This is a genomic window from Frigoribacterium sp. PhB107, assembly GCF_003751515.1.
In the GTDB taxonomy this organism is placed as follows: domain Bacteria; phylum Actinomycetota; class Actinomycetes; order Actinomycetales; family Microbacteriaceae; genus Frigoribacterium.
In genome coordinates, this window is the sequence record NZ_RJKU01000004.1 from 53,830 (window position 1) to 78,470 (window position 24,641).

The following is a 24,641-nucleotide window of genomic DNA, read 5'->3' on the forward strand; positions in this document are numbered from 1 at the left end:
CGCGGCACTGGTCCCGAGGGCCGGCGCCGCGCCTCCTCCGCTCCGTCACCACTGCGCGTGGCCCGAAGGCAGAGGCGGCGGTGCGGGCCTCAGCCCGCGCGGCGACCCGACCGCGCGACGAGTCGAGCGACCGCAGCGAGCGGGATGCCGATCCAGTCCGGCCGGTTCCGCTTCTCGTAGATGGCCTCGTACACGGCCTTGTCGATCTCGAACGCGTCGAGCAGGGCGCGCTGGGCGCGCACGTCGACCCCCGAGGAGGCGATGTACCCGTCGACGAAGGCGACCCGCGAGTCGTGCGCCCAGGCTGCCGCGTCGACCGGGGGAGACTGCTGCGCGAGCGACCCGGCGACGTAGTCGAACGAGCGGAGCATGCCGGCGATGTCCCGCAGCACGAGGTCGGCACGCGAGCGCTCGGGCATCGGCCGGAGAGGCTCGCCCTCGAAGTCGAGCAGGGTCCAGCCGCGGCTGGGCGACTGGAGGGCCTGCCCGAGGTGCAGGTCGCCGTGGATCCGCTGGAGGCGCGGCCACGTCAGGGACTCGGCCGCGTCGTAGACCGCGAGGACCGCCTCCTCGTGCTCGGCGATCTCGGGCACCTCGCGCGCCGCGATCGAGATGCGGCGCCGCATGCTCGTGAGGGCCTCGGCGACGGCCGAGGCGTCGGCGTCGACCGTGCCGAGCTGCTCGGCGAGGGTGGCGTGCACCTCGGCGACGGCGGTCCCGAGCTCGCGGGCGGAGGCGGTGAAGTCCTGGCCGGCGGAGGCGGCGTCGAGTGCGACGCGCCAGGCGTCCTCGGCTCCGGCGAGGAACTCCTGCGAGAAGGCGAGGTGGCCGCGCGCCTCGCCGTGGTCGCGGCCGGGGTCGGGCCAGGTGGCGTGCAGCGACCCGAACGTCGTCGGCACCCTGGTCGAGCCGCCCTCGGTCAGCGCGGCCTGGGTCGTGACGTCGGGGTTGTCGCCGTGGTGCAGCACCCGGAACACCTTCGCGATGGCGTGCTCGACGGGCCCGCCCTCGAGGTCGTAGATGATCGACGTGTTCGACTGCTCGCCCTTCAGCACGCGCGACCTCCGCACCCGCCCGGCCTCGACCAGCGGCGTGCCGTCGACGACGACGTCGGACCCCTCCACGTGGGCACGGCTCGACATCAGCTCGAAGAGGTGACGCGCGTACGCGGGGTCGTGCGGGGCGTCGTAGAGGTAGAGGTCGTCGGCCGAGCCGATGAAGGCCGCGTCGCCGCCGGGCAGCGGGGTGCGGCGCGCGACCACGGGCACCTGGTACAGCACGGGCAGCTCGGGCGCCTCGTCGATCACGAGCAGCGTCATCGCGAGGACGCCGTCGAGGTCGGCCTCGAACGACCCGATCACCCGGATCGCGGGCGTGCTGCCCTTCGTGGCGTACCAGCGCTGTCGCGCCATCCATCCGGCAAGGGTCGGCGCGACGTCGCTCATGCCCCGACCCTACGCCCGCGGGCAGGTGCGGAGACCGGCGAGTCCGGAGGCTGGCGGGTCCGGACCCGCCGGGCTCGGGGCGAAGGCGGTCCGGAGGCCGGTGCGTTAGAACGGTCTCCATGAGCACCAACGAGCAGACCGAGATCGAGCGCAAGTACGACGTCGACGAGGAGGCGGTCGTCCCGGACCTCGCCCGCGTCTCGAGCGTCGCGGACCCCGCAGGAGGCGCCGGCTCCGTCCTCGAGGTCGCCCGCGTCGAGCGCTCCGCCCCCGCGCACCTCCGTGCCGTCTACCACGACACGGAGGACCACCTCCTGCTGGGCTCTCGCATCACGCTCCGCCGACGGACGGGAGGCCACGACGAGGGCTGGCACCTCAAGCTCCCTCCCGCGGCCGCCGGCTCGGCCTCGAGTGGTGAGGACTCGAGTGGTCAGGAGATGTCCTCCGAGACCTCTCAGGGGACAGGAACCGACCACTCGACGGCCGCATCAGCCTCCGACGGCAGCACCCGGGGGCGGCGCGAGGTGCACGCGCCCCTCGGCTCGGAGGACGAGGGAGTCCCCGCCGAGCTGCTCGCCCGGGTCGAGGAGCAGCTCGGCGGCCGGACGGTCGCGCCCGTGATCGTGCTCGAGACGACGCGCACGGCGACGACGCTCCGCGACCGGGAGGGCGCGCCCCTGGCCGAGCTCGCCGACGACGTCGTCACGGCGACCGTGTCGGGCCGCGAGGGGGCCGAGCCCGTCGTCCGTCGCTGGCGCGAGTGGGAGGCGGAGCTCGCCCCCGGCGTCGACGGCCCGTCGGGAGACGCCCTGCTCGACGCGATCGAGACGCGCCTGCTCGCCGCCGGCGCCGTCCCCTCGACGTCGCGCTCGAAGCTCGCCCGGGGCCTCGGCGCCGAGCCCGCCTGAGCCCGCGCCCTCGAGGTCAGGCGACGGACGTCAGGGGGAGGGGACGCCGCGGGAGGCGAGCAGCGCCTCGATCTTGCGCACGGTCGCGTCGTTCCGCGCCGTGACCGGCGCGGCGAGCGACCGCCACCACGCGGCGGGCACGCGACTGGCGAGCACGCCGTCGGGCAGCCACTGGTAGACCGCCTCGCCCGTCACGACCATCAGCTCGGGGGCGAGGTCGGACGCAGGAGGCGCCTCCTCGACAACGGGACGCCCCGCCTGGGCGAACGCGACCGACAGCAGCTTCGCCTCACGTGACCCGTCGCGCAGCGGGTTCGCCGCCGCGATCCGCGCGAACGCGTCGCCGCCGAGCACGACGAGCTCGGCGTCGACGCCCGTGCGCTGGCGGACGGCTGCCCGCAGGGCGTCGGCGTCCTCGGCCCCGAGCGGACGATCGGCCGAGAACACGAGGTTGCCGCTGTTCAGCAGCGTGGCGGCGCGCTGGTGTCCGAGGTCCTCCGCGGCCGCGCGCAGCTCGACCATCGGCACGCGCTTCGCCGTCCCGACGTTGATCCCGCGCAGCAGCGCGACGTGGTCGAGCCCGACCTGGTCGAGCGCGGCCGTGTCCTGCGCGAGGTGCCCCACGTCGGCCTAGGCGCGGCCGAGCACGTCGAGCAGCCACGCGAGCTCGAAGGCCCGCTCGCGCCACGACTCGTAGCGTCCGCTGACGCCGCCGTGGCCGGCCGACATCTCGGTCTTGAGCAGCACGGGAGCGCCGACGTCGCGCAGCCGCGCCGCCCACTTCGCGGGCTCGACGTAGAGCACGCGGGTGTCGTTGAGCGACGTCACCGCGAGGATGCGCGGGTACGTCGCCCCCTCACGCACGTTCTCGTACGGCGAGTAGCTCGCCATGTACTCGTAGACCTCGGGGTCGTGCAGGGGGTCGCCCCACTCGTCCCACTCGATCACGGTGAGGGGCAGCGACGGGTCGAGGATGCTCGTCAGGGCGTCGACGAACGGCACGGCCGCGACGATCCCGGCGAACCGCTCCGGTGCGATGTTCGCGACGGCGCCCATCAGCAGGCCGCCCGCGCTGCCGCCCTCGGCCACGAGGAGCTCAGGGCTGGTGCGTCCCTCAGCGATCAGGTGGTCGGCGACGTCGACGAAGTCGGTGAAGGTGTTCTTCTTCGACAGGGTCTTGCCCTGCTCGTACCAGGCGCGGCCCATCTCGCCGCCGCCGCGCACGTGCGCGACCGCGAAGACCACGCCGCGGTCGAGCATCGAGAGGCGGGCGACGCTGAAGCCCGGGTCGATGCTGTGCTCGTACGAGCCGTAGCCGTAGAGGTGCAGGGGAGCCGGCTCGCCGACGCGGACGGCGTCGCGCCGCCAGACGAGCGAGATCGGGATGCGGGTGCCGTCGGCAGCCGTCGCCCACTCGCGGGCCTGCTGGTAGTCGGCGGAGTCGTAGTCGCCGAGCACGACCTGGCGCTTGAGCACACGGCGCTCGCCGTTGCGCACGTCGAGGTCGACGACGGTCGAGGGCGTCGTGAACGACGTGTGGACGAACCGCACGGTCGGCTGGGCGAACTCGGGGCCGCCCGACGCCCCTGCCGAGAACAGCGGCTCGTCGAACTCGACCTCGACCGGCTCGCCGATGCCGTCGGGGCCCAGGGGGACGACCGAGAAGCGCGGCAGCGCCTCGCGGCGGTACTCGACGACGAGGTGCCCGGCGAAGGCGTCGACCGACTCGAGCCGGACGGAGGCGCTGTGCGGCACGACGACCTGGCGGTCGGTCGTCGAGGTCGGGTCGTCGGCCGGCACGTCGACCAGCTCGAAGTTCTCGGCACCGTCGTTGTGGACGACCAGGAGGCGGTCGCTGCCCGCGATCACGGCGTGCTCCACCTCGTACTCGACGCCCTCCCGGCGGGGCCAGACGACCCGGAACTCGCCGGTCGGGTGGGTCGCGTCCAGCAGCCAGGTCTCGCTGGTGATCTTCGAGCCCATCTCGATCAGCAGGTACTGGCGGCTGCGGGTGAGGCCGACGCCGATCCAGAAGCGCTCGTCGGGCTCGGTCATCACGACGACGTCGTCGCCCGTCGTGCCGACACGGTGCCGCCAGATGGTGTCGGGCCGCCACGCCTCGTCGACGGTGGGGTAGAAGATCCACTCGCCGGTCGCGTCGAACACGGCGCCGGGAGCGGTGTCCTCGACGCGGTCGTCGAGGTCGCGGCCGGTCTCGAGGTCGCGGACGCGCAGCAGGTAGCGCTCGTCGCCCGTCGTGTCGACGGCCCAGGCCAGGCGGGTGCCGTCGGCCGAGACGTCGAAGCTGCCGAGCGAGAAGAAGTCGTGCCCCTCGGCCTCGACGTTGCCGTCGAGCAGCACCTGCTCGCCCTCGGCGGCGCGGTCGGCGGCGATCGCCGGGGGAGTCCAGTCGTCCGGCCCGGAGATCGGGGCGCGGCAGTGGATGCCGTACTGCTTCCCCTCCGCCGTGCGCGAGTAGTACCACCACGAGCCCTCGCGGACGGGGACGCCGAGGTCGGTCTCCTGCACGCGGTTCTTGATCTCCTCGAAGATCGTCTCGCGCAGGGCGGCCAGGTGGTCGGTCTGCTCGGCCGTGTACGCGTTCTCGGCCTCGAGGTGGGCGATCACCTCGGGGTCCTCCTTGTCGCGCAGCCACTCGTAGGCGTCGACGACGTCGTGGCCGTGGTGGCTGCGGACGACGGGCTTCTGCGGGGCGCGGGGAGGGGTGAGGGAGGCCATCCCGCCAGCCTAGCCAGGCTGCCGCGTCGTGCTCCGGCTCGCGCCTCAGACCCCGCGGTCGGACCCCGTGAGGCCGTCCTGCTCGGGGACGTCGGGGTACTCGTCGGACGCGACGTGGCTCTCGGCGGGGCCGGGGGCCGCCTCCTGTCGACGGATCTCGGCCGCCTCCTCCGGGGTGCCGGCCTTCTCGGCGCCGCCGGCGGTGCGCACGCCCGGCAGCGTGGCGAGGCCGTCCAGGTCGTCGTCGGGCACGCCTGCGGGGTCGGGCAGGTCGGCGGGGTCGGGCAGGTCGGCAGGGGCTGGCTGGTCGGCGTGCGCGTCGCTTGTCATGCGGGCGACGGTACCCGCGCCTCCCGGCCGCAGTCCGTCGTCCGCCAGCAGGGTCGTCGGGGCCCGCAGCCCCGCGACGGTCGGGGCGAGGTGCGCCTCGCCCGGCTCGAGGTCGGCGATGGCCCGGCGCGGGTCGCGGAGGCGTCGGACGCTCTCGTTGAGCCGCGCGTGCAGCTGCATGAGGTGCAGGCGGTACAGGTCGGGAGCGTCCTCGCTGTCGTCGAGGAACGTGTTGCACGCCAGCGTCATCTCGTTGAGCACGGGCAACGCGGTCGAGCGCGGACGCGTGCGCCGACGTGCCGCGCGGATCACGCCCCGTAGCGCGCCGATCGACCGCCGTGCGTGCTGCCAGCCGGGGTCGCGGGTCGCGGCGTCGGGGCTGCGCGTGGCGGAGATGCGCCGGAGCACCCGCCGGAAGTGGATCTCGGTCACGAGCTCGTTGAGGGCCGAGGCCTCGGCCCGACGCGACTCGAGCAGCCGCACGAGCAGGTTCGAGGCGAAGGCCGCCCCGGCGCCGAGGAACGCGCCGAGCGTCACGGTGAGGACGTCGCTCCAGATCATGCGGCCACGCTAGCCGCGACCCCCGACAGCGCGACGCCGAGAACGAGACGTCGCGAGGTCGCCGCCCCAGACGCGGTCAGCCCCTCAGCGCGACGCCGCGTCGATGCGCCCCATCAACGACCAGACGGCGCGCGACAGCTCCGGGTGCCACAGCGCGACCCCGCGGAGGAACCGCAGCTCGTCCTCGGCCCCGAGACCGCCCGCGACGGGCACGCCCTCGACGCCCCGGGCGTCGGCGCGGATGCCGATCACGACCTGCTCGTCGACGGTCGGCAGCGACGGCACGACGTCCCACGGGTCCTCGCCTCCGCGGCAGCGCAGCTCGATCAGGGCGGCCAGCTCGTCGTGCGCCTCGGCCCGCAGCACCTCGAGGCTGCGGCCGGCGCCGCGGAACTCCGGCACGCCGCCGCGGGGTGCGTCGGGCGTCTCGGGCATGACGACGACCCTACGCGGGGCGTCCCTGGACGCCTCCTCGGTGCCCGTCGCGCGGCTCCCGCGTCCCGGTGCCGCGGTCCTGCTCGGCGCCGGGCCGCCGGTCGCTACCCTGGGCGGCATGCCCTACCGCGTCTGCGTCACGTACCTGCTCCGCGAGCGCGACGGGGTCGCCCAGGTGCTGCTCGGCCGCAAGAAGACCGGCCTCGGCGTCGGCTACCACGTGGGCCTCGGCGGCAAGCTCGAGCCGGGTGAGACGGCCGTCGAGGCGGCGGTCCGCGAGGTCGCCGAGGAGGCGGGCGTGACGGTCGACCCTGCCGACCTCGACCCCCGGGGCGAGCTGCTCTACCTCTTCCCCCACCGCGAGTCGTGGAGCCAGCGGTCGTCCGTGTTCGTGACGACCCGCTGGCAGGGCGAGCCGGCCGAGAGCGACGAGCTCGTGCCCGCCTGGCACGACGTGGCCGACCTGCCCCTCGACGAGATGTGGGACGACGCCCGGCAGTGGCTGTCCGGCGTGCTCGTCGGGGGACACGTGGCCCACGAGTTCACCTTCGGCGACGACCTCGCGACGGTGGTCTCCGACCGGCCGCTGCCCACATCCTGAGGCCCCGTCCGGTCCGCAGAACGGAGGACTCCGGCGCGTTCTGCCCCCTCTCGGGTGCCCCCGCAAGAGGGGGACGCACGCTCCGGGCGCGATCCCTACAGTCGATGGAGACGAGTCATTCGGGTGACAGATCAACACGATCAGGAGAGAGTGCGACATGAGCGGACACCAGGCGGTCACCATCCGTGCGACACGCACGACGGGTGGCACGCGACGGTGGGCCGAGTTGTCCCTGACGACACCGCGATGGGTGGTGGCCCTCGGGTGGGCCGTCGCCGTTGCCGCGATCGTCGTGGGCGCCGTGCTGGGGAGCACGGGACTCGCACTCTCCCTGATCGGCACCGCCGCGGTGCTCACGCGCTTCGCGGTCGTCGCCGTCCGCTTCGCGCACTCGGACCGGGCCGCCGAACAAGCCCTGCTCGCCAGGCGCGGAGCGGCCGCGGTCGCTGCCGGGAGCCGCTGACCAGGCGATCGACGGCCGACCGCGACACGGGCCCGTGTGCACTGCACACGGGCCCGTCGTCGTCTGCAGGGACCTAGCGGCCGTCGGCGTCGTCCCGCCGCGGCACCACGCGCACCGGCCGCGTGTCGAGCCCCGTGTCCTCGAGCCCGCCCGGAGCCCCGAGGAACATGTCGCCGTGCACGTCGCCGTCGACGTCCGAGCCGTCGTCCGCGCCCGCCTCGTACCGCCTCCGCTCGTCCTCGGGCACCGTGTCGATGCTGCCCGTGTCGGTCGCGACGAGCCCGTGCCGCGCGAGCACGTCGTCGCGCTCGCTGATGAGGAAGTCGCGGTTCGCGGCCTGGGCGTCGGCGAACATGGTCGTCCGGCCCGTGACGATGCGGCGGATGCGCCGCCGCTCCCACCACGCCTTGCCGACGATCATCAGGACGACGCCGGCGACGGCGTAGCTGACGAGCATAGTCAGGCCGCGGCCGTAGCCGGGGCCGACGTCGTAGAGCACGCGCTTGAGCATCTCGGTGATGCCGCTGCCGACCACGACGGCGTTCAGCCAGGCGAAGGGCTGCGGCATGAACCACGAGGGGTAGGCGCCGCCCGATGCGGGCATCGACAGGAAGACGAACACGATCATCGCGGGCAGGGCCACGAAGCGCCCCGCGAAGTAGCTGATCCCGTTCACCGTGAGGCCGATGGCCGTGATCCAGGCCCAGCCGAGCAGCACCAGCTCGCCCCAGTGCCCCTGCACCGCGCCGATCACCGGCCCGGCGAGGGTGTTCGTGATGAGCGAGATCAGCAGCGCGCCGACGACGATCACCGACACCCGGGTGCGGTGCCGCAGCGGCGCGCCCATCAGGCCGATGAACATCGCGACCATGTAGCCGCCGATGCACCAGGCGAGCATGAGGTAGAGCGACACCGTGCCGTACTCGTCGTAGGCGGGCAGGGGCGCGAGGTCCTGGACGACGGGTGTCGCGCCTCCTGCCTGGAGCACCGGCGTGATCATCGCGGGGATGAGCGCCGACGCCTGGTACTGGTGCGCGCTCGCCTTGTAGATGGTCGAGCCGGCCGGGTCCCAGGCGACGGCAGCGTGACCGGTGCGGACGGCCTCGCGCGCCTCCTCGACGGTGGTCTCGCCGCGGACGACGAAGACGCCGGGGTCCGCCTCGTCGAGCGCCTGCTGCAGCTCCGACGACGACCCGACGACCGCGATCGGCACGTCGTGGGGGTGCGGGGCGTGGAACGCGGCGATGTAGCAGAGGCAGAAGCCGACGATGAAGAACAGCGGCAGCCAGAGCTGCAGTCCGATCAGCTGCAGCGACGGGTGCAGGGTCGAGTACCAGCGGCGGAAGCGCCCCGGATCGGGCTTCGTCGACGTCACGCGTCCTCCTTCTCGCTCGCCGTCACGATACGCCCGGCCCTCACGACCGTGTGCTCGACATCGCGTTGGTGTCCATGGCGAGCTCCTCCGCGTCGATGCCGAGCAGCACGTGGCGCATGACCTCCTCGTCGAGGGCGCCCGCGTCGCGCTCGCGCAGAACCACCTCGCGCCGCTTGTCGAGCAGCTCGCGCCGGATCTTGCTGATCGCCCGCGGCACCTCGCGTCGGCGGTCGCGCTCGGCGCCCGTGACGGTGCGGTCGGAGGCGTCCTCGACGGCGCCGCGCTGGAGGGCGTCGTTCTGTCGCACGAGCCTGGCCGTGGCCGCCTGGATCGCCCGCTCGGTCAGCTCGGGGCCGTACTGCGCCGTCCACGCCGCCCGTCGCGCCTCGACGTGCTCGAGGGTCTCGGCGGTGCTCGTCGCGAAGAGCGCGAGCTCGGCGGCGAGGTCGCGGTCGCGCTGGCCGGTGTCCTGCACGCCGAGCCGGCGGATGACGGCAGGCAGCGTCAGCCCCTGCAGCAGCAGCGTGCCGACGGTCACGACGAACGCGATCAGGAACATGGTGTCGCGCGCGGGCACGGGCACCCCGCTCTCGGTCACGGCCGGGATCGACACGACGGCGGCGAGGGTCACCACCCCGCGCATGCCCGTCCACGAGATGACGGTCAGCTGGCGCCAGTCGAGCCGAGGCTGCGGGTGGTACCGCACGCGCCGCAACGCCGGCACCCGGCGCATGCCCCGCAGGAGGCGCGACAACAGCAGGTAACGCAGCACGCGGGCCGCGTAGTAGCTGGCGAAGACGAACGCGGGCCGGACGAGCACCACCACCGCGAGGACGACGAAGGCGACCCCGACGCTCTGGCCGAGTCCTCGGTCGCTCGCGGCCACCTCCTGGACGACCGTGCGCAGCTGCAGCCCGATCAGGGCGAAGACGAAGCCCTCGAGCAGCACGTCGGCGGCGGCCCAGAACGGGCGCTCCTGCAGGCGGGTCGCGTAGCCGGTGCGGGGCGAGTTGAAGCCCACGAAGAGGCCGGCCGCGACCACGGCGAGCACGCCCGAGCCGCTCAGCTCCTCGGCCGTGATGTACGCGATGAACGGCAGCAGCAGCCCGATCACGTTCTCGATGACGGGGTCGTCGATGCGCATCCGCACGCGGTGCGCGACGAAGCCGAGCACGAGGCCGACCGCGACGCCCACGCCGATCGCGAGGCCGAAGATGCCGAGGTCCTCCCACAGCGTCAAGGAGGCGCCCCCCACGATCGCGAGGAACACCTTCACCAGCGTCAGCGACGCCGCGTCGTTGATCAGGCTCTCGCCCGAGAGCACGGTCATCACCTTGCGGGGCAGGCCGAGCTTGCGACCGATCGCGGCGGCCGAGACTGCGTCGGGCGGGGCGACGACGGCTCCGACGAGCACGGCGGCCGGCCACGTCATGTCGGGGATCAGCACGTAGGCGACCCCGCCCACGACGAACGCGGTGACGACGACCGCGCCGATGCCGAGCCGCTGGATCTGCACGCGGCTCTCACGGAAGTTCAGCAGCGACACGTCGAGCGACGCCGAGTAGAGCAGCGGCGGCAGCACGACCGTGAGGATGACCTCGCTGTCGATCTGGATGTCGGGCACCCCGGGCAGGAACGACACGGCGAGCGCCACGGCGACCGTGAGCAGCGGGGCCGGCAGGCCCTTCCAGCGAGCGAAGCCGGTGACGAGGAGGGAGCCCGAGAGGATGATCAGCACTTCGGCGAGTTCCATGCGGCGCGAGTCCCCGTTCCGTCGGTGCAGATGTGCAGTGTGTGAAGTCGTTCACCAGTCTCTCAGGCGGCACCTCGGAGAACTCCGGATGAACGACGGTCGTCGGGTGGGCGACCGGTGCGTGACGGGCCCGCGACCGGCGCGCCGCCGGTGTCTGCCGCCTCCGCCTCCTGCTCGTAGAGTCGGGTCGTGACCACGGCCCGCGACGACGACCCCCTGCTGCGCGAGACCGTCGGCGGCCTCGTCCGCGGGGTGCGCGAGCGGGGCGTGCTCGCCTGGCGCGGCATCCCGTACGCGGCGGCTCCCACCGGCGCTCGCCGCTTCCGGGCCCCGGCCCCGGCCTCTCCCTGGTCGGGCGTCCGCGACGCCGCGGAGTTCGGCCCGGCGGCCCCGCAGGACAGGGGGCAGTTCGTCGGCGTCGACCGCCGCACCCCGCTCGACGAGGACTGCCTCACCGTCAACGTCGTCGCGCCCCGCGACTCCCGGCCGGGCGACCGCCTCCCGGTGCTCGTCTACGTCCACGGAGGCGCGTACAGCGTCGGCTCGTCGCGCGAGTACCCGAGACAGGGCGAGACGCTGGTGCGCGACTCCGGGCTCGTCTACGTCAGCATCAACTACCGGCTGGGCGCGCTCGGCTGGCTCGACCTCTCGCACTGGTCGACTCCCGAGCGCCCGGTCGAGTCGAACCTGGGGCTGCGCGACCAGGTCGCGGCGCTCGAGTGGGTCCGCGCCAACGTCGCGGCGTTCGGGGGAGACCCCGGCGCGGTCACCCTCTCGGGCGAGAGCTCGGGCGGCAACGCGGTGACGACGCTCATGACGGTGCCGTCGGCACGCGGCCTCTTCGCCCGGGCCATCGCGCAGAGCTCGCCGACGAACGCGGTCTACCTGCCCGAGGTGACCCGGCCCTGGGCGGCCGAGTTCCTCGAGCTGCTGAGCCACCAGGTCGGCGACGACGACCTCGAGTCGACGTCGCTCGACGACGCGGCGCAGATGCTCGAGGAGGCGCCGGTCGCCTCGATCGTGCGGGCGGCGGCCGAGCTGCAGCTCCGCACCCCGGACGAGGAGCCGGGCACGATCTGCTTCTGCCCGGTGATCGACGGCGACGTGCTGCCGGAACGGCCCCTCGACGCCTTCAAGGCCGGCCGGGCCCACCCCGTGCCCCTGATCATCGGGACGAACGACCGCGAGGGCTCGGTCTTCACGGGGCGGCGGGACATCCTCGCGACGACCAAGCCACGCATCCGCGCGATCTTCGCCGCCACCGCCAAGCCGTCCCGCAAGGCGATCAAGAAGCTCTACCCCGGGCTGCCCGACCGCCCGGCGGCGCTCGACTTCGGCGGGGACTACGCGTTCTGGTTCCCGTCGGTGAAGGTCGCCGAGCGCCATGCGCGCCACCAGCGGGTGCGCTTCTACCGCTTCGACGCCGCGCCGCGCATCCTCCGCGTCGCCGGGGTCGACGCGTTCCACGGGCTCGAGCTCTGGGCGCTCTACGACCGGATGCGCACGCCGTTCGGCTGGGCGATGAGCCTGCTCGGCGGTCGACGCGCGTTCCTCCGCACGGCCTCCCGCATGCGCGCACGCTGGGTCGAGTTCGTCCTCACCGGGGCGGTCGCCGACTGGCCGACCTACGAGCCCGAGCGCCGCCGCACGCTCGTCATCGACGACGTCGACCGGGTCGAGGAGGACCCGCGGGGCGACCGGCGTCGGGCCTGGCAGGAGTTCGTGCCGCACGTCTGAGCGGAGCCGGACGGAGCCGGTCGGAGCCGCGTGCTGAGAGCGCGGAGCGGGTGTGCCGGACTCCGCGCGCGTCGTCCTCGGACACCTGCCGTCCACCTCCTCGTCGCGGGCCGTGCACCTCCGAGTTGACCGCCGTTCACCGGGGTGCGAGTGTTGCCCGGTGGATCTCACGCTCATCGTCGTCCTGGTCATCGTCCTGGCCCTCTTCTTCGACTTCACCAACGGGTTCCACGACACGGCCAACGCCATGGCGACCCCGATCGCGACGGGGGCGATGAAGCCCAAGGTCGCGGTGACGGTGGCCGCCGTGCTCAACCTCGTCGGCGCCTTCCTCAGCACCGAGGTCGCGAAGACGGTCTCCGGCGGCATCATCCGCGAGGGCGACGGCGGGGTGCAGATCTCGCCCGAGATGATCTTCGCCGGGCTGATCGGCGCGGTCGTCTGGAACATGTTCACCTGGCTGCGCGGCCTGCCGTCGAGCTCGTCTCACGCGCTCTTCGGCGGCCTGATCGGCGCGGCCGTCGTCGGTGCCGGCCTCAGCTCGGTCGACTTCTCGGTCGTGCTCTCGAAGGTCGTGCTGCCCGCGCTGCTGGCTCCGCTGATCGCAGGGCTCGTCGGGTACACGGCCACCCGGCTCGCCTACCGGATCACGCGTCGCCGCGACGACAAGAGCGAGCGGGGCGGCTTCCGCTACGGCCAGATCTTCACGTCGTCGCTGGTCGCGCTCGCGCACGGCACGAACGACGCCCAGAAGACGATGGGCGTCATCACCCTGACGCTGATCGCGTCGGGCGCCCTCGGAGCAGGCTCGGGCCCGCCCCTCTGGGTCGTCGTGGTCTGCGCGTTCGCGATCGCGCTCGGCACGTACACGGGCGGCTGGCGGATCATCCAGACCATGGGAGGCGGCCTCACCGAGGTCAAGCCGACCCAGGGCTTCTCCGCCGAGGCGTCGACCACGGCCACCGTGCTGGCGTCCAGCCACCTCGGCTTCGCGCTCTCGACGACGCAGGTCGCGAGCGGCTCGATCATCGGCGCGGGGCTCGGACGTCGCGGCGCCAAGATCCAGTGGAGCACCGCCGGCAAGATCGTCGCCGCCTGGTTCATCACCCTGCCCGCGAGCGCTGCGGTCGGCGCCGTCGCGGCGTTCATCGCCTCGGCGGGCATCGTCGGACTCGTCGTCGACGCCGTCGTCGGGGTCGCGGTCATCGCGGGGATCTTCCTGCTGTCGCGTCGCCGCCCGCACGACCAGTCGGCGGCCATGGAGGTCGACGTGGCGGCGACGAGCGTCCTGTCCCGCCGCCGTGCTCGCCGCGCCGAGAAGAAGGGCCGCGTCGACACGCCCGCCGGGGGAGTGGAGGCGCCGTTCGTCCGGCTGGACGACCCGCCCGTCGCGACGACGACCGCCGACCGCGGCGACCGAGCCGACCGCACCGACCGCACCGACGACGGGACGACCCGATGAACATCGACTGGTCCGCCTTCGTCACCGTCGCCCTGGTGTCGCTGTTCTCCGCCGCCGCCTTGGTGACGGTCTACTCGCTGGGCCTCCGCCTCCTCACGGTCGACGACCGGAGCGTCGTCCGCACGGTCGCCGGCTACGCGTGCTTCGTGCTCTGCGGCCTCGGCGTCCTCTACGGCATCTACCTGATCGTCCCGGCGCTGCACCGCTGACGATCGGCGGCCGGTCAGCGCGTGCGGACCGGCCCGGTGGGCAGTGCCGCGTCTTCGTACACGGGCTCACGTCGCGGGATCGCCACGGCGAGCAGCACGCTGAGCAGCGCCACGGCCCCGCCGAGCACGAACGTCAGTCGGAAGCCGGCCTCGGTCGGCACCGATCCACCGGCGAACGGCATCGAGTTGGCGGTGAGCAGCAGCCCGACCACGGCCGACGCGCTGGTCGTGCCGAGCGAGCGCATCAGGGTGTTCAGGCCGTTGGCCGCGGCCGTCTCGGTGGCGGGCACGGCGTGCATGATCAGCGTCGGCATGGCCGCGTAGGCGAGCCCGATCCCGAAGCCGATCAGCACCGACACGAGCACGATCTGCCAGACCTGGTCGAACGCGACCGCGGCGACCGCGTAGCTGACGACGATGATCGACCCGCCGACGACGAGGCAGATGCGCGCGCCGAAGCGGGCGGTGGCCCGTGCGGCGACCGGAGCCATCAGCATCATCACGACGCCCGAGGGCGCGAGGCAGAGCGACGCGACCATGATGCTCTGGCCGAGGCCCACGCCGGTCTCGGCCGGCAGCTCGAGCAGCTGCGGCAGCGACACGTTGCTGCCGAAGAGCGCGAAGCCGAGCGCGACCGACGCGAGGTTCGTCAGCAGCACGGCAGGGCGGACGGCGACCCGCAGGTCGACGAGCGGACTGCTGACCCGCAGCTGGTAGAAGCCCCACAGCACGAGCACGGCCAGGCCGGTCAGGCCGGAGGCGAGGGTCGAGCCGCTGAGCCAGCCCCAGTCGTTGCCCTTCGAGACCGCGAGCAGCACGCCCGTGAGCCCGATCGCGAGGCCGATCGCTCCGGGGAGGTCGAAGCGGCCCTCGGTGCGGAGCGTGCTGGCGGGCACGAGCCAGGCCACGAGGGCGAAGACGACGACGCCGAGCAGGGCGGCGGTCCAGAAGAGCACGTGCCAGTCGAAGGTGACCGAGATCCAGGCGCTGAGCGGCAGGCCGACCGCGCCGCCGAAGCCGAGGGTGGCGCTGACGAGGGCGACGGCTCCGCCGAGGCGCTCGGCGGGCAACGTGTCGCGGAGGATGCTGATCGCGAGCGGGATGATGCCGAGCGCGGTGCCCTGCAGCGCACGACCGATGATCAGCGGAACGAGCTCGGACGTGGAGGCGGCGACGATCGACCCGACGATCATCACGACGACCAGGGCGAGCACGATCCGGCGCTTGCCCATGAGGTCGCCGAGGCGTCCGGCGATCGGGGTGACGACGGCGCCGGCGAGCAGGGTCGCGGTGATGATCCAGGTCGTGTCGGCGGGGTCGGCGTCGAGCAGCTCGGGGAACGACGGCACGATCGGGATCACGAGCATCTGCATCAGGGCCGCGACGAGGCCCGAGAAGGCCAGCACCGCGGTGACGACGCGCGGGTCGGGTGTCCGGGTCAGGCGCCGCCGCTCGGCCGGGGTGAGCGACGAGGCGCCTCCGGGAGCAGGGTCGCCCTCGGGGGCGTCGGGGCGGGCGTCGTCGTGCGTCGTGGTGGTCATGCGTCTTCTCGGCTGGCGGCCCGGGGGCGGCGGTCGGGTGGGGCGGCACGCGGCGCTACGGTCCTGCGCGGCGAGGATGTGGCGCTGCGGTCCTGCGCGGCGAGGATGTGGCGCTGCGGTGATGCTCTGTCGCCGCTGTGCTCCTCGAGCAGGCGGCGACGCATCGGTGCAGAGGCTGCAACTCGGGCGGCGTCGAGAAGCTTCCCACGGTTCGCGACGCTGGTCGACACCTGTCGACGATGTGCGCTCGGCCCGGCCCGCGCCTCCTCGGCTCGGTAGGCTCGGCAGCGGCCGACCGTCACGGCTCACGAGGTCGTGGCGGCGAACGACGACGACGACGGAGGCACGACACCGTGACGACCGACAGCACCCGCACCGACGACCAGCACGGTGCCGGCACCGACGACCTCGACGGGCGTCCCGGCGAGCGACCCGCCGATCAGACCGGCGAGCTGCCAGCCGCGCGCGGGCGGCGCTCCGCCGGACCGAGCACGCGGACCGAGACCGACTCCCTCGGCAGCCGCGAGGTCCCCGCCGATGCCTACTGGGGCATCCACACGGCGCGGGCGCTCGAGAACTTCCCGATCAGCCAGCGGCCGATCTCGGTTTACCCCGACCTCGTGATCGCGCTCGCGCTCGTCAAGCAGGCCGCCGCCCGCGCGAACGTCGAGATCGGCGTGCTCGAGCGGCACAAGGCCGACGCCATCGAGCAGGCCTGCGTCGAGATCCGCGGCGGAGCGCTGCACGACGAGTTCGCCGTCGGGGTGATCCAAGGAGGCGCGGGCACGAGCACGAACATGAACAGCAACGAGGTGATCGCGAACCGGGCCCTCGAGCTGATGGGCCACGCCAAGGGCGACTACGCGCACCTGCACCCGATCGACGACGTCAACCGCAGCCAGAGCACGAACGACACGTACCCGACCTCGGTGAAGATCGCGATGGTCCTGACGCTCCGCCGCCTCCTCGACGAGCTCGACCTGCTCGCCACGGCCTTCGCGACCAAGGGGGCCGAGTTCCACGACGTGCTCAAGGTCGGCCGCACCCAGCTGCAGGACGCCGTCCCGATGACGCTCGGCCAGGAGTTCGTCGGCTTCGCGCACACCCTCGGCGAGGACGTGCAGCGCCTCCGCGACGTCGTCCCGCTGCTCGGCGAGATCAACCTCGGCGCCACGGCGATCGGCACCGGCATCACGGCCGACCCGCAGTACGCGGACGCCGTGCGCCGGCACCTCAGCGAGCTGTCGGGCATGGAGCTCGTCACCGCCCCCGACCTGATCGAGGCGACGAGCGACACCGGCGTCTTCATGACCCTGAGCGGGGCGCTCAAGCGCAGCGCGATCAAGCTGTCGAAGATCTGCAACGACCTGCGCCTGCTGTCGTCGGGCCCGCAGGCCGGCATCGGCGAGATCACGCTGCCGCCGCGCCAGGCCGGCTCGTCGATCATGCCGGGCAAGGTGAACCCCGTGATCCCCGAGGTCGTGAACCAGGTCGCGTTCTCCGTCGCCGGTGCCGACGTGACGGTGACGATGGCGGCGGAGGCGGGGCAGCTGCAGCTCAACGCGTTCGAGCCCGTCATCACGCACTCGGTGATGCAGAGCCTGCAGTGGATGACCTACGCCTGCCGCACCCTGCGGGTGAACTGCGTCGACGGCATCGAGGCGAACCGTGCCCGGCTCACGCAGCAGGTCGAGACGAACGTCGGCAGCGTCACGGCTCTCACGCCGTACATCGGCTACTCGGCCGCCGCCGCGATCGCCCACACCGCGCTCACGACGAACGCGCCCATCGCCCGGCTCGTCGTCGCGGCCGGCCTGATGAGCGAGGCGCAGGTGCAGAAGGTGCTGTCGCCCGCACGCCTGTCCGGCCTCGAGGCCGTGACGAGCGCCATCCCGATCATCGACGTCGACGACCCGGCGGCTGCCGTGGCCCGCGCCGCGAACGCGACCGGGGTGCGCAACCCGGGCGACGAGACCGCGGGCTGACGAGCGGTCCGCAGGAGGCGAGGTTCCGGTCCGGCCTGCACCGCGCCTCCCCGGCACCGGCCGGGAACCCCTGGGCGCCGTCCGGCGGGCACGATACGGTCTCGGGATGACCGAGCGTTCACGAGACGGCCGCCTGATCGTGCGGATGTTCCCCGATCACGCGGGCACGGTGCTCTGGTCCGGCGGTGCGGTCGACCTCGACGATGCCCGCCTGTCGCCGGGACTCCAGGACGATCTCCGAGCATGGGACGCGTTCCACCGGTCGCGCCTCGATCCGGACGTCCCGTCGCACGCGCCTGAGGACGAGCACGAGTTCGCCGTCACCGGCGGTGCCCTGGCCGGGCGGGTCGCCGACGAGCTCGGGCGCGGCGTGGAGGTGCACCTGATGGTCGAGGGGCGCCAGGTCTTCAGGTCTGCGGAGCCGCCGACCAACCCCAGGGCGGCGAAGGCCCTGCACGTGCGAGCAGAGCGGCAGGCCGAGGAGGCTCGAGCCTTCACGGAGAGACTGGGTGGTGGCCGCTGGTACGCCTACAGCCCTGCCTCGGGTGATCGTTTCTCGCCGGACCGCCCCGCTGCGGGCGGGACGTCCGACAGCGTCCGTCCTGAGCGATCGTGACGTCGTCGGCCGAGCACGGCGGGTGCTGACGGAGCGGCGGACCGCTGCGGCGCGCGGGGGCCGGCGGTCACCCCTCGGCAGACGGCAGCCGGAGTGCCGGGGTGCGGTCGATCCCGTCCTTCCGGGGGGAGGCGAAGAGCCGCAGGTCGGAGTGGTCGCCACGGCAGATCGCAGCGGCCATCCGGTGGGCGCGTGCGGCGTTCCGCACGGGGGACCAGGGGTCGGCGTCCGGCTGCACCGCGGTGATGTCGGACGCCAGCCGATCGTGGTGCGCGGCCGCGTCCTCGAGGTCGCCGTCGCAGTCGCGGGTGATGATCGCCGCCAGTCTCAGCTGGGCCTCGAGCGTCTCGACCCCCACGTCGGTCGGCTCGTTCGTCCGGAGGATCCGGACGAGCTCGCTCAGCGCGGTGGTCCGAGCCCAGGCTGTGTGGCGAGAGGACTCGTCGACCGGGTACCTGCTCATGAGGTGCTCGATGCGTCGTCCGAGGTGATCCGTCATGCGGTCATCCTCTCAGCGCACGACGGTCACGACCTCCTCGTGTCGACGTCGGCGGTCGCGGTCTGGGGGCCGACGGGCCCCCGTGTTCCCGAGCCTCGGCCAGCGGCGTGCGAGGATCGGCCCATGACCGACGTGCTCCTCGATCGCATCACCAGCCTGGTCGAGCGCTACCCCGTCGACGAGACGTCGGTGCTCACGGCGTGGGCTCGCATCCGCGTTCTCAGTCTGCTGGTCGGTGATCTCTCCGCAGAGAGCCGCGACGACGAGGCGGTCGCGGTGCTGCAGTCCCAGCTCGGCCTCGCTGCGAGCATCACCCTGTCGTCCGGCGGGAGCCTCGAGGTCGCCGCGGGACACCACGACCGTCTGGCAGCGGACCTCGCGGCGGTCCGCACGGAGAAGGGCCGGCGGTCACCGCTCGCCAGCGCCGCGCGCGCCCACAGGATGGCCGCCGCCGTCTGTCGAGGTGACCATGCTGACCTCCGGCTCTTCGCGTCAGCTCGCCCTGACGGTCGCGACTACACCGGCGCGCTCCGTCTGCCGGCCTGAGGAGCGGCCGCTCCTTCACCTGCCCGCGTCCGCTTCCCGCACGGGTCGTGGGCTGGTCAGTCGGGCCGCCGATCGAGCGCCTGCCTCGGACGCTGTTCGTCCGCCAGCACCGCGAAGACCAGGGTGTCCGTCCACTCGCCCTTGCTCCAGAAGTCCTGCCGGTGGTGCGCCTCCTGGCGTATGCCCACCCGGACGGCGAGGCGTTCGGACGCCGCGTTGCGGGCGTCCAGCTGCGCCGTGACGCGGTGGACGTCGTCCTGTCCGAACGCGAGCCGCAGACCGGCCGCGACCGCCTCGGTCGCGTAGCCGCCGCCTCCGTGCGCAGGGTCGAGCGTCCAGCCGATCTCGACGGTGCGCCGCTCCTGCTCCGTGCGCCACAGCGACACCGTGCCGATGAGGAGGCCCTCCCGCTCGACCACGAGGGCGAGCGCCCCGACGGGCTCGGCCAGGTCGGTCCGGGGCAGGCGTCGCTCGAGCTGTGCCTCGCCGTCCTCGAGGGTCCACGGGTCCTGCAGGAGGTACCTCGCGACGTCCGGCCGGGAGTGGATCGCGACGAGCCGGGCCAGATCGCTCGAGCGATGGAGGCGCAGCGTCAGTCGAGGCGTCGTCGCCACCGTGTCCGAGTCCATGGCCTCGATCTTCCCGCATCCGCGGCACCTGGTCGCCAGGGGCGGGAGGCCTCGTGTCGTCGTCGCGACGAGGGCTGAGAGCTGCTCTGCCTATCCTCGGAGGATGACGGAGCACGACGACCTGATCGAGATCGCCAGGACCAGCATCAACCCGCATCGCGTGGGCGGTCGCCTCTTCGGTGACGTCGCGTCGGCGCTCGAGACGACCACCGGCGCGATCCACGTGGGCGTCTGCATCGACACCGGCTCGGGGACGGGCTTCTGCGCCGAGCACGCGGCGGTCGCCTCCATGGTCACGAGCGGCGAGTACGCGATCGCCCGCATCGTGGCCGTCTGGCGGGACGACGACGAGCGCCTGACCGTGCTGCCTCCCTGCGGCCGGTGCCGCGAGTTCATCCGGCAGATCGACCCGTCCAACATCGACGCAACGATCGTCCTCGGTCAGGGCAGGACGGCACCGCTGCGCACCCTGCTCCCGGAGTGGGCGTGGCCCGAGCCGGAGCCTCCTCGTCGCCGGGACACCCCGTAGTGGACGATGCACCCCGTGACGACGGGGGTGCATCGCCCACTACGGGGTGCAACGCCTGCGGCGGCTACGGCGTGGAAGGCTCGGGGGAGCGGGCGGCGTCGACCTCGGGGGCGCGGGCTGAGTCATACTCCTCGGGCGAGCGCGCTGCGTCGACCTCGGGCGTCCGCTCCGGCTCGCGGCTGCCGTCGCCGTCCAGGTCGAGCTCGAGCGCGGCCGAGTGGGCGTGGTCGCGGTCGGTGATGTGCAGCCGCTCGCCCCGCACGTGCAGGTGACGCAGCTCGTCGGCGTCGAGCACGCCCCCGTTCTCACGCAGGGCCCGCTCGCGGAGCGCGCGTCCGACCCGGACGTCCCACGCGCCGTTCCGGGCGAGGATGTGGTTGCGGGCCGTGTCGCGCATCGGCAGGGGGATGACCTCCTCGGCCTTCACCCCGCGGCGCAGCTGGCGCATCCGCAGCACCTCGCTGTCGAGCTCGCCGCCGATGACGAGCACGAAGTTGCTGATGTACGAGTAGAGCAGCACCACCACGACGCCGCCGAGCCAGCCGTAGAAGCGGTCGTAGTTCGAGACGGTCGACACGTAGAGGGCGAAGCCGAGGGTGCAGACCGCCCAGATGACGAGCGCGAACATGGCGCCGTAGGACACCCACCGCAGCCGGGGCGGCCGCACGTTCGGCGTGAAGTAGTAGAGCATCGCGACGGCGAACACCGCGAGGGCGGCGATGACGGGCCACTTGAGCACGTTGTAGAGGGTGAACCAGGGCTCGCCGAAGCCCGCGGCCTCGCCGATGCCGACGAAGAGCGTCGGAGTGACGAGCAGCAGGGCCGCGATCACGGCGAACGACACCATCAGCACGAAGGTGACGATCATCATGTGCCCGCGGAACTTCCAGATGCGCCGCCCCTCCTCGACCTCGTAGGCCGTGTTCATCGCCCGGCCGAAGGCGGTCGTGTACGACGACAGCGACCACAGCGTCAGCCACAGGCCGATGCCGAAGGCGACGCCCGGGTTCGAGAGGCTGAGCATCTGCTCGAGCGGTCGCCGCAGGGTGTCGATCGCGTCGGCGCTCAGGACGAAGCGGGCGACCTCGAGGATGTCGTTGACGGCCGCCTCGCCGTCCTGGAAGAGCGCGACGCCCGACACGAGGGCGAGCGCGGTCGGCAGGATCGCCAGGGTCGAGAAGAACGTCAGGGAGGCGGCGGCGTCGATCGTGCGGTGCCTCAGGAAGTCGTGCCACACCCGCATGACGACGTACCGGGTCGGCGACGGGTTCTCCGGGAGGGACCGCGTCGCAGGCATTCCCTGAGGGTACAGCGGGGGAGGGGCCGGAGCGCGTGCCGTGCGCGCCGCGGCCAGCGCCCGGCCAGTGCCCGGCCGTCGTCGCGGCCGGCGCCTCCTCGGCACCCGGCCACCGCCTCCTGCGGGCCCGTAGGGTCGGGGGCATGACGTGGGACGACTCCGGACAGCAGCACCAGATCGCCGGGCAGCCCGCGCGGGCGCCCGAGCCCGTCTGGTGGCCGGCGCAGCCGGTCTTCGCGCAGCCCGCGCCCCGGCGTCGCCCGGTCGCGAGCGGTGTCGCCCTCGCGGTCGGCTTCACGGTGATCGGGGTCTTCGTCCTCGCCCTGGTCGTCTACTTCCTCATCTTCCTGTCGCCCGGCGTGATCCTCGCCGCGAGCCTGCTCGCCTTCGTGCCGCTCGCCATCGTCATGGTGGGCATCTGGCTCGTCGACCGCTGGGAGCCGGAGCCCCGCGTCGCGCTCTTGTTCGCGTTCCTCTGGGGCGCGGCCGTCTCGGTCGGCACCGCCCTCATCGTCGACCTCGTCGTCGGGTCGGTGCAGGGCCTCGTCGGCATCGGGGCGCGAGGAGGCGCAGAGGTCTTCGGCGCGGTCGTCCAGGCCCCGATCGTCGAGGAGGTCGCCAAGGGGTTCGGCGTGCTGCTGGTGCTGTGGATCTTCCGGCGGCACTTCGACGGCCCCGTCGACGGCGTGGTCTACGCCGCGACCGTGGCCGCGGGGTTCGCCTTCGTCGAGAACATCCAGTACTTCGCGCTGCAGGTCGTCGACGACCTGACGCTCGGCAGCGACGGCCTGGTGTTCGTCTTCGTCGTCCGGGCGCTGATGTCGCCGTTCGCCCACGTCATGTACACGGCGTGCACCGGCATCGCGCTCGGCTGGGCGGCTCGACGCACCGGCCGGCTCGGCGCGATCGGCTGGTTCGCCCTCGGCGTCGTGCCCGCCGCCGCCCTGCACGCCCTCTGGAACGGCGCGCTCGTCGTCGTCGGCGACGGCTTCTTCGTCTACTACCTGCTCGTGCAGGTGCCGATCTTCGTCGCGATGGTGCTGCTGGTCGTCTTCCTGCGCCGCAACGAGCGCCGCGTCACCCACGCACGGCTCGCCGAGTACGCCGCGGTGGGCTGGTTCAGCGCCGACGAGGTCGCGATGCTGTCGACGGGCGCCGGCCGCCGTCGAGCACGCCGCTGGGCGGCCGCGAACGGGACGGGGCCTGCCATGCGGCGCTTCGTCTCGGACGCCACGCGCCTCGCCTTCACCCGGCAGCGGCTCGTCAAGGGCAAGCGCGGACACGACGAGGGCGCACGCCGCGACGAGGCCGACCTGCTGGCGGCGCTCGCCGCGAGCAGGTCCGCGCTGCAGGCGCCGCCCGCGGCCTTCGTCGGGTGGCCGCAGCAGCCCGCGCTGGCCTGGCAGCAGCAGCAGCAGCAGCAGCCGCAGCCGCAGCCCGAACAGGTCTGGCCGCAGCAGCCCGCGCAGCGGCAGGTGCCGCAGCAGCCTGTCCAGCAGCACCACTGGCAGGACGGCCCGCCCACGCACGATCCCTGGGGTCGCCCCCTCCCGCCTCCCGGCTGGTGAGGCCGACGGCCGCCGCGCCGCCTCCGTCGCTACGGCGTCGGGTGGAGCGCGTCGTACGTCCTGAACGACGGCGTGAGCCGTGCCACGACGGCGATGAGCACGATGATCAGCGCCCCGCCGAGCAACGGCGGCCACGCCACGCCCGCGGCGGCGACCAGGCCGACGAACAGGTCGCCGACACGCGGCCCGCCGGTCACGACCACGATGAACACGCCCTGGAGGCGCCCCCGCATGTGGTCGGGAGCCGCGGTCTGCAGGATGGTCGAGCGGAAGATCGAGCTGACGTTGTCGGCGGCCCCGGCCCCCGCGAGGGCGAGCGCGGCAGCGCCCAGCGCGACCAGGTCGGCCTGTCCCAGCCCCTCCGTCAGCCCGCCGTCGCCGCGCGGCGAGGTGAGCGCCAGCACGATCCCGAACGCGGCGATGCAGATCCCGTAGACGGTGATCGCGCGGTCCACCGCTCGGCCCTGCAGGCGCACGTGGCCGAGCCGCCCCGAGAAGACGCTGCTCAGGAGGGCGCCCACCGCGTAGGAGGCGGTGAGGACGCCGACCGTCACCGCACCTCCTCCGATCACCACCGCCCCGACCACGGGGTAGAGCACCCGCGGCTGCCCGAAGGTCATCGCGATGATGTCGACGACGAAGGTCGTGCGCACCGTCGGCGCCCGCCGCAGGAACCGCATCCCCTCGACCAGGGACGCCAGCCCCGGACGCTGGGCGTTCCCCTCGGGGCGGATCGGCGGCAGCGTCACGATCCCGAGGAACGCGAACGAGAAGAGCACCACGTCGACCGTGTAGGTGGGGGCGAAGCCGATGCCCGCGACGAGGACCCCCGCGAGCGCCGGCCCGACGGTGAGCATCAGCCCCGTGCCGATGCCGCCGAGCGCGGCGGCGGCGGGCAGCAGCGAGGCCGGCAGGAGGCGCGGCACGATCGAGGCGCGCGACGTCGCGATCATCGTCCCGGCCACCGCGTTGACGCAGGTCAGCACGTAGAGCAGCCCGACCTCGTGCAGGCCGAGCCAGGCGTGCAGGGCGATGGCGGCGGTCGACAGCCAGGCGAAGACGGCGGCGACGAGGGCGACCTTGCGCCGGTCGAACGCGTCGGCGAGCATGCCGCCCCAGAGGCCCGCGACGATCATCGGCACGAGCGAGACGACGCCGACCAGCGCGACGGCGAAGGTCGAGCGGGTGATGTCGTAGACCTCGAGCCCGACGGCGACGAGGGTGAGCTGCGTCCCGATGCCGCTGACGGTGTTGCCGACGAAGAGGCGCGCGAAGGCCGGGCTCTGCCGCAGCGGCGTGACGTCGACGAGCACCGGACGGCGGGACGGGGCAGGGGCGGGAGTCGGAGTGGTCAAGGCTCCATCATGCGCGATGCGCACCGTTCGGGGTCGACGTCCCGCCTCCTCCCGACGA

The 24,641-nt window shown here is 73.1% G+C and carries 23 protein-coding genes; 11 read left to right on the forward strand and 12 right to left on the reverse strand.

Annotated elements, in window-relative coordinates; genetic code table 11:
* Window positions 1-89: 89 nt before the first annotated feature.
* A complete protein-coding gene (locus tag EDF18_RS15015) occupies window positions 90-1,445 on the reverse strand; it encodes a phosphotransferase (RefSeq protein WP_123548656.1) in 1,356 nt (451 codons plus the stop codon).
* 119 nt (window positions 1,446-1,564) lie between these two features.
* On the opposite strand from EDF18_RS15015, the gene EDF18_RS16515 reads away from it, so the two are divergent.
* Window positions 1,565-2,353, forward strand: coding sequence for a CYTH domain-containing protein (locus EDF18_RS16515; protein WP_199732468.1), 789 nt, complete (start codon window positions 1,565-1,567; stop codon window positions 2,351-2,353).
* A gap of 30 nt (window positions 2,354-2,383) precedes the next feature.
* Here the strand turns inward: EDF18_RS16515 and EDF18_RS15025 are convergent, their stop codons facing one another.
* The 4 genes from EDF18_RS15025 to EDF18_RS15040 form a co-directional block, all read right to left on the reverse strand.
* Complete coding sequence (locus EDF18_RS15025; protein WP_123548657.1) at window positions 2,384-2,977, reverse strand: DUF1697 domain-containing protein; 594 nt, start codon at window positions 2,975-2,977, stop codon at window positions 2,384-2,386.
* Between the two features lie 6 nt (window positions 2,978-2,983).
* Window positions 2,984-5,092 (reverse strand): S9 family peptidase, encoded by a 2,109-nt coding sequence (locus EDF18_RS15030; protein WP_123548658.1) that lies wholly within the window; start codon window positions 5,090-5,092, stop codon window positions 2,984-2,986.
* Window positions 5,093-5,137: 45 nt separating this feature from the next.
* Window positions 5,138-5,983: a hypothetical protein gene (locus EDF18_RS15035; protein ID WP_123548659.1), complete on the reverse strand. Its 846-nt coding sequence runs from the start codon at window positions 5,981-5,983 to the stop codon at window positions 5,138-5,140.
* An 84-nt stretch (window positions 5,984-6,067) separates the two neighbouring features.
* The gene (locus EDF18_RS15040; protein ID WP_123548660.1) at window positions 6,068-6,418 is read right to left on the reverse strand and encodes a hypothetical protein; all 351 of its coding nucleotides are present in this window, start codon (window positions 6,416-6,418) and stop codon (window positions 6,068-6,070) included.
* On the opposite strand from EDF18_RS15040, the gene EDF18_RS15045 reads away from it, so the two are divergent.
* Window positions 6,417-7,019 (forward strand): 8-oxo-dGTP diphosphatase, encoded by a 603-nt coding sequence (locus EDF18_RS15045; RefSeq protein ID WP_148050109.1) that lies wholly within the window; start codon window positions 6,417-6,419, stop codon window positions 7,017-7,019. The two genes, EDF18_RS15040 and EDF18_RS15045, sit on opposite strands and share 2 nt — an antisense overlap.
* A gap of 157 nt (window positions 7,020-7,176) precedes the next feature.
* On the forward strand, window positions 7,177-7,482 hold the full coding sequence (locus EDF18_RS15050) for a hypothetical protein (protein WP_133738649.1): 306 nt from the start codon (window positions 7,177-7,179) through the stop codon (window positions 7,480-7,482).
* A gap of 73 nt (window positions 7,483-7,555) precedes the next feature.
* Here the strand turns inward: EDF18_RS15050 and EDF18_RS15055 are convergent, their stop codons facing one another.
* A complete protein-coding gene (locus EDF18_RS15055) occupies window positions 7,556-8,857 on the reverse strand; it encodes an ABC transporter permease (protein ID WP_123548663.1) in 1,302 nt (433 codons plus the stop codon).
* Window positions 8,858-8,897: 40 nt separating this feature from the next.
* A complete protein-coding gene (locus tag EDF18_RS15060) occupies window positions 8,898-10,610 on the reverse strand; it encodes a sodium:proton antiporter (RefSeq protein ID WP_123548664.1) in 1,713 nt (570 codons plus the stop codon).
* Window positions 10,611-10,799: 189 nt separating this feature from the next.
* Here EDF18_RS15060 and EDF18_RS15065 point away from each other — a divergent pair, with 189 nt between their 5' ends.
* The 3 genes from EDF18_RS15065 to EDF18_RS15075 all read left to right on the forward strand — a co-directional run bounded on the left by EDF18_RS15065 (window position 10,800) and on the right by EDF18_RS15075 (window position 14,018).
* The gene (locus tag EDF18_RS15065; RefSeq protein WP_123548665.1) at window positions 10,800-12,347 is read left to right on the forward strand and encodes a carboxylesterase/lipase family protein; all 1,548 of its coding nucleotides are present in this window, start codon (window positions 10,800-10,802) and stop codon (window positions 12,345-12,347) included.
* 160 nt (window positions 12,348-12,507) lie between these two features.
* A complete protein-coding gene (locus EDF18_RS15070) occupies window positions 12,508-13,809 on the forward strand; it encodes an inorganic phosphate transporter (protein WP_123548666.1) in 1,302 nt (433 codons plus the stop codon).
* Window positions 13,806-14,018: a hypothetical protein gene (locus EDF18_RS15075; protein ID WP_123548667.1), complete on the forward strand. Its 213-nt coding sequence runs from the start codon at window positions 13,806-13,808 to the stop codon at window positions 14,016-14,018. Before EDF18_RS15070 ends, EDF18_RS15075 begins: the two co-directional genes overlap by 4 nt.
* 14 nt (window positions 14,019-14,032) lie before the next feature.
* Here EDF18_RS15075 and EDF18_RS15080 read toward each other — a convergent pair whose 3' ends face one another.
* A complete protein-coding gene (locus tag EDF18_RS15080) occupies window positions 14,033-15,559 on the reverse strand; it encodes an MFS transporter (protein ID WP_123548668.1) in 1,527 nt (508 codons plus the stop codon).
* Between the two features lie 452 nt (window positions 15,560-16,011).
* On the opposite strand from EDF18_RS15080, the gene EDF18_RS15085 reads away from it, so the two are divergent.
* Window positions 16,012-17,544 (forward strand): aspartate ammonia-lyase, encoded by a 1,533-nt coding sequence (locus EDF18_RS15085; protein ID WP_233569202.1) that lies wholly within the window; start codon window positions 16,012-16,014, stop codon window positions 17,542-17,544.
* Between the two features lie 106 nt (window positions 17,545-17,650).
* Window positions 17,651-18,160 (forward strand): hypothetical protein, encoded by a 510-nt coding sequence (locus EDF18_RS15090; protein WP_123548670.1) that lies wholly within the window; start codon window positions 17,651-17,653, stop codon window positions 18,158-18,160.
* 67 nt (window positions 18,161-18,227) lie between these two features.
* Here EDF18_RS15090 and EDF18_RS15095 read toward each other — a convergent pair whose 3' ends face one another.
* Entirely contained in the window at window positions 18,228-18,659 is a 432-nt protein-coding gene (locus tag EDF18_RS15095) for a hypothetical protein (protein WP_123548671.1), read from the reverse strand.
* A gap of 123 nt (window positions 18,660-18,782) precedes the next feature.
* Here EDF18_RS15095 and EDF18_RS15100 point away from each other — a divergent pair, with 123 nt between their 5' ends.
* A complete protein-coding gene (locus EDF18_RS15100) occupies window positions 18,783-19,205 on the forward strand; it encodes a hypothetical protein (protein WP_123548672.1) in 423 nt (140 codons plus the stop codon).
* A 56-nt stretch (window positions 19,206-19,261) separates the two neighbouring features.
* Here the strand turns inward: EDF18_RS15100 and EDF18_RS15105 are convergent, their stop codons facing one another.
* Complete coding sequence (locus EDF18_RS15105) at window positions 19,262-19,834, reverse strand: GNAT family N-acetyltransferase (RefSeq protein WP_123548673.1); 573 nt, start codon at window positions 19,832-19,834, stop codon at window positions 19,262-19,264.
* Between the two features lie 103 nt (window positions 19,835-19,937).
* On the opposite strand from EDF18_RS15105, the gene EDF18_RS15110 reads away from it, so the two are divergent.
* Entirely contained in the window at window positions 19,938-20,363 is a 426-nt protein-coding gene (locus EDF18_RS15110; RefSeq protein ID WP_199732469.1) for a cytidine deaminase, read from the forward strand.
* A gap of 64 nt (window positions 20,364-20,427) precedes the next feature.
* Here EDF18_RS15110 and EDF18_RS15115 read toward each other — a convergent pair whose 3' ends face one another.
* The gene (locus EDF18_RS15115; RefSeq protein WP_123548674.1) at window positions 20,428-21,660 is read right to left on the reverse strand and encodes a YihY/virulence factor BrkB family protein; all 1,233 of its coding nucleotides are present in this window, start codon (window positions 21,658-21,660) and stop codon (window positions 20,428-20,430) included.
* Window positions 21,661-21,803: 143 nt separating this feature from the next.
* Here EDF18_RS15115 and EDF18_RS15120 point away from each other — a divergent pair, with 143 nt between their 5' ends.
* Entirely contained in the window at window positions 21,804-23,228 is a 1,425-nt protein-coding gene (locus EDF18_RS15120) for a PrsW family intramembrane metalloprotease (RefSeq protein WP_123548675.1), read from the forward strand.
* A 29-nt stretch (window positions 23,229-23,257) separates the two neighbouring features.
* On the opposite strand, the gene EDF18_RS15125 is transcribed toward EDF18_RS15120, so the two are convergent.
* Complete coding sequence (locus EDF18_RS15125; RefSeq protein WP_199732470.1) at window positions 23,258-24,583, reverse strand: MFS transporter; 1,326 nt, start codon at window positions 24,581-24,583, stop codon at window positions 23,258-23,260.
* Between the last annotated feature and the right edge of the window lie 58 nt (window positions 24,584-24,641).

What these genes read in the sequence shown, in the direction of transcription:
- EDF18_RS15015 (WP_123548656.1), bottom strand. Translation starts at nt 1,445, where the DNA reads ATGAGCGACGTCGCGCCGACCCTTGCCGGATGGATGGCGCGACAGCGC.
- EDF18_RS16515 (WP_199732468.1), top strand. Translation starts at nt 1,565, where the DNA reads ATGAGCACCAACGAGCAGACCGAGATCGAGCGCAAGTACGACGTCGAC.
- EDF18_RS15030 (WP_123548658.1), bottom strand. Translation starts at nt 5,092, where the DNA reads ATGGCCTCCCTCACCCCTCCCCGCGCCCCGCAGAAGCCCGTCGTCCGC.
- EDF18_RS15035 (WP_123548659.1), bottom strand. Translation starts at nt 5,983, where the DNA reads ATGATCTGGAGCGACGTCCTCACCGTGACGCTCGGCGCGTTCCTCGGC.
- EDF18_RS15045 (WP_148050109.1), top strand. Translation starts at nt 6,417, where the DNA reads ATGACGACGACCCTACGCGGGGCGTCCCTGGACGCCTCCTCGGTGCCC.
- EDF18_RS15040 (WP_123548660.1), bottom strand. Translation starts at nt 6,418, where the DNA reads ATGCCCGAGACGCCCGACGCACCCCGCGGCGGCGTGCCGGAGTTCCGC.
- EDF18_RS15050 (WP_133738649.1), top strand. Translation starts at nt 7,177, where the DNA reads ATGAGCGGACACCAGGCGGTCACCATCCGTGCGACACGCACGACGGGT.
- EDF18_RS15060 (WP_123548664.1), bottom strand. Translation starts at nt 10,610, where the DNA reads ATGGAACTCGCCGAAGTGCTGATCATCCTCTCGGGCTCCCTCCTCGTC.
- EDF18_RS15075 (WP_123548667.1), top strand. Translation starts at nt 13,806, where the DNA reads ATGAACATCGACTGGTCCGCCTTCGTCACCGTCGCCCTGGTGTCGCTG.
- EDF18_RS15080 (WP_123548668.1), bottom strand. Translation starts at nt 15,559, where the DNA reads ATGACCACCACGACGCACGACGACGCCCGCCCCGACGCCCCCGAGGGC.
- EDF18_RS15090 (WP_123548670.1), top strand. Translation starts at nt 17,651, where the DNA reads ATGACCGAGCGTTCACGAGACGGCCGCCTGATCGTGCGGATGTTCCCC.
- EDF18_RS15095 (WP_123548671.1), bottom strand. Translation starts at nt 18,659, where the DNA reads ATGACGGATCACCTCGGACGACGCATCGAGCACCTCATGAGCAGGTAC.
- EDF18_RS15100 (WP_123548672.1), top strand. Translation starts at nt 18,783, where the DNA reads ATGACCGACGTGCTCCTCGATCGCATCACCAGCCTGGTCGAGCGCTAC.
- EDF18_RS15105 (WP_123548673.1), bottom strand. Translation starts at nt 19,834, where the DNA reads ATGGACTCGGACACGGTGGCGACGACGCCTCGACTGACGCTGCGCCTC.
- EDF18_RS15110 (WP_199732469.1), top strand. Translation starts at nt 19,938, where the DNA reads ATGACGGAGCACGACGACCTGATCGAGATCGCCAGGACCAGCATCAAC.
- EDF18_RS15115 (WP_123548674.1), bottom strand. Translation starts at nt 21,660, where the DNA reads ATGCCTGCGACGCGGTCCCTCCCGGAGAACCCGTCGCCGACCCGGTAC.
- EDF18_RS15120 (WP_123548675.1), top strand. Translation starts at nt 21,804, where the DNA reads ATGACGTGGGACGACTCCGGACAGCAGCACCAGATCGCCGGGCAGCCC.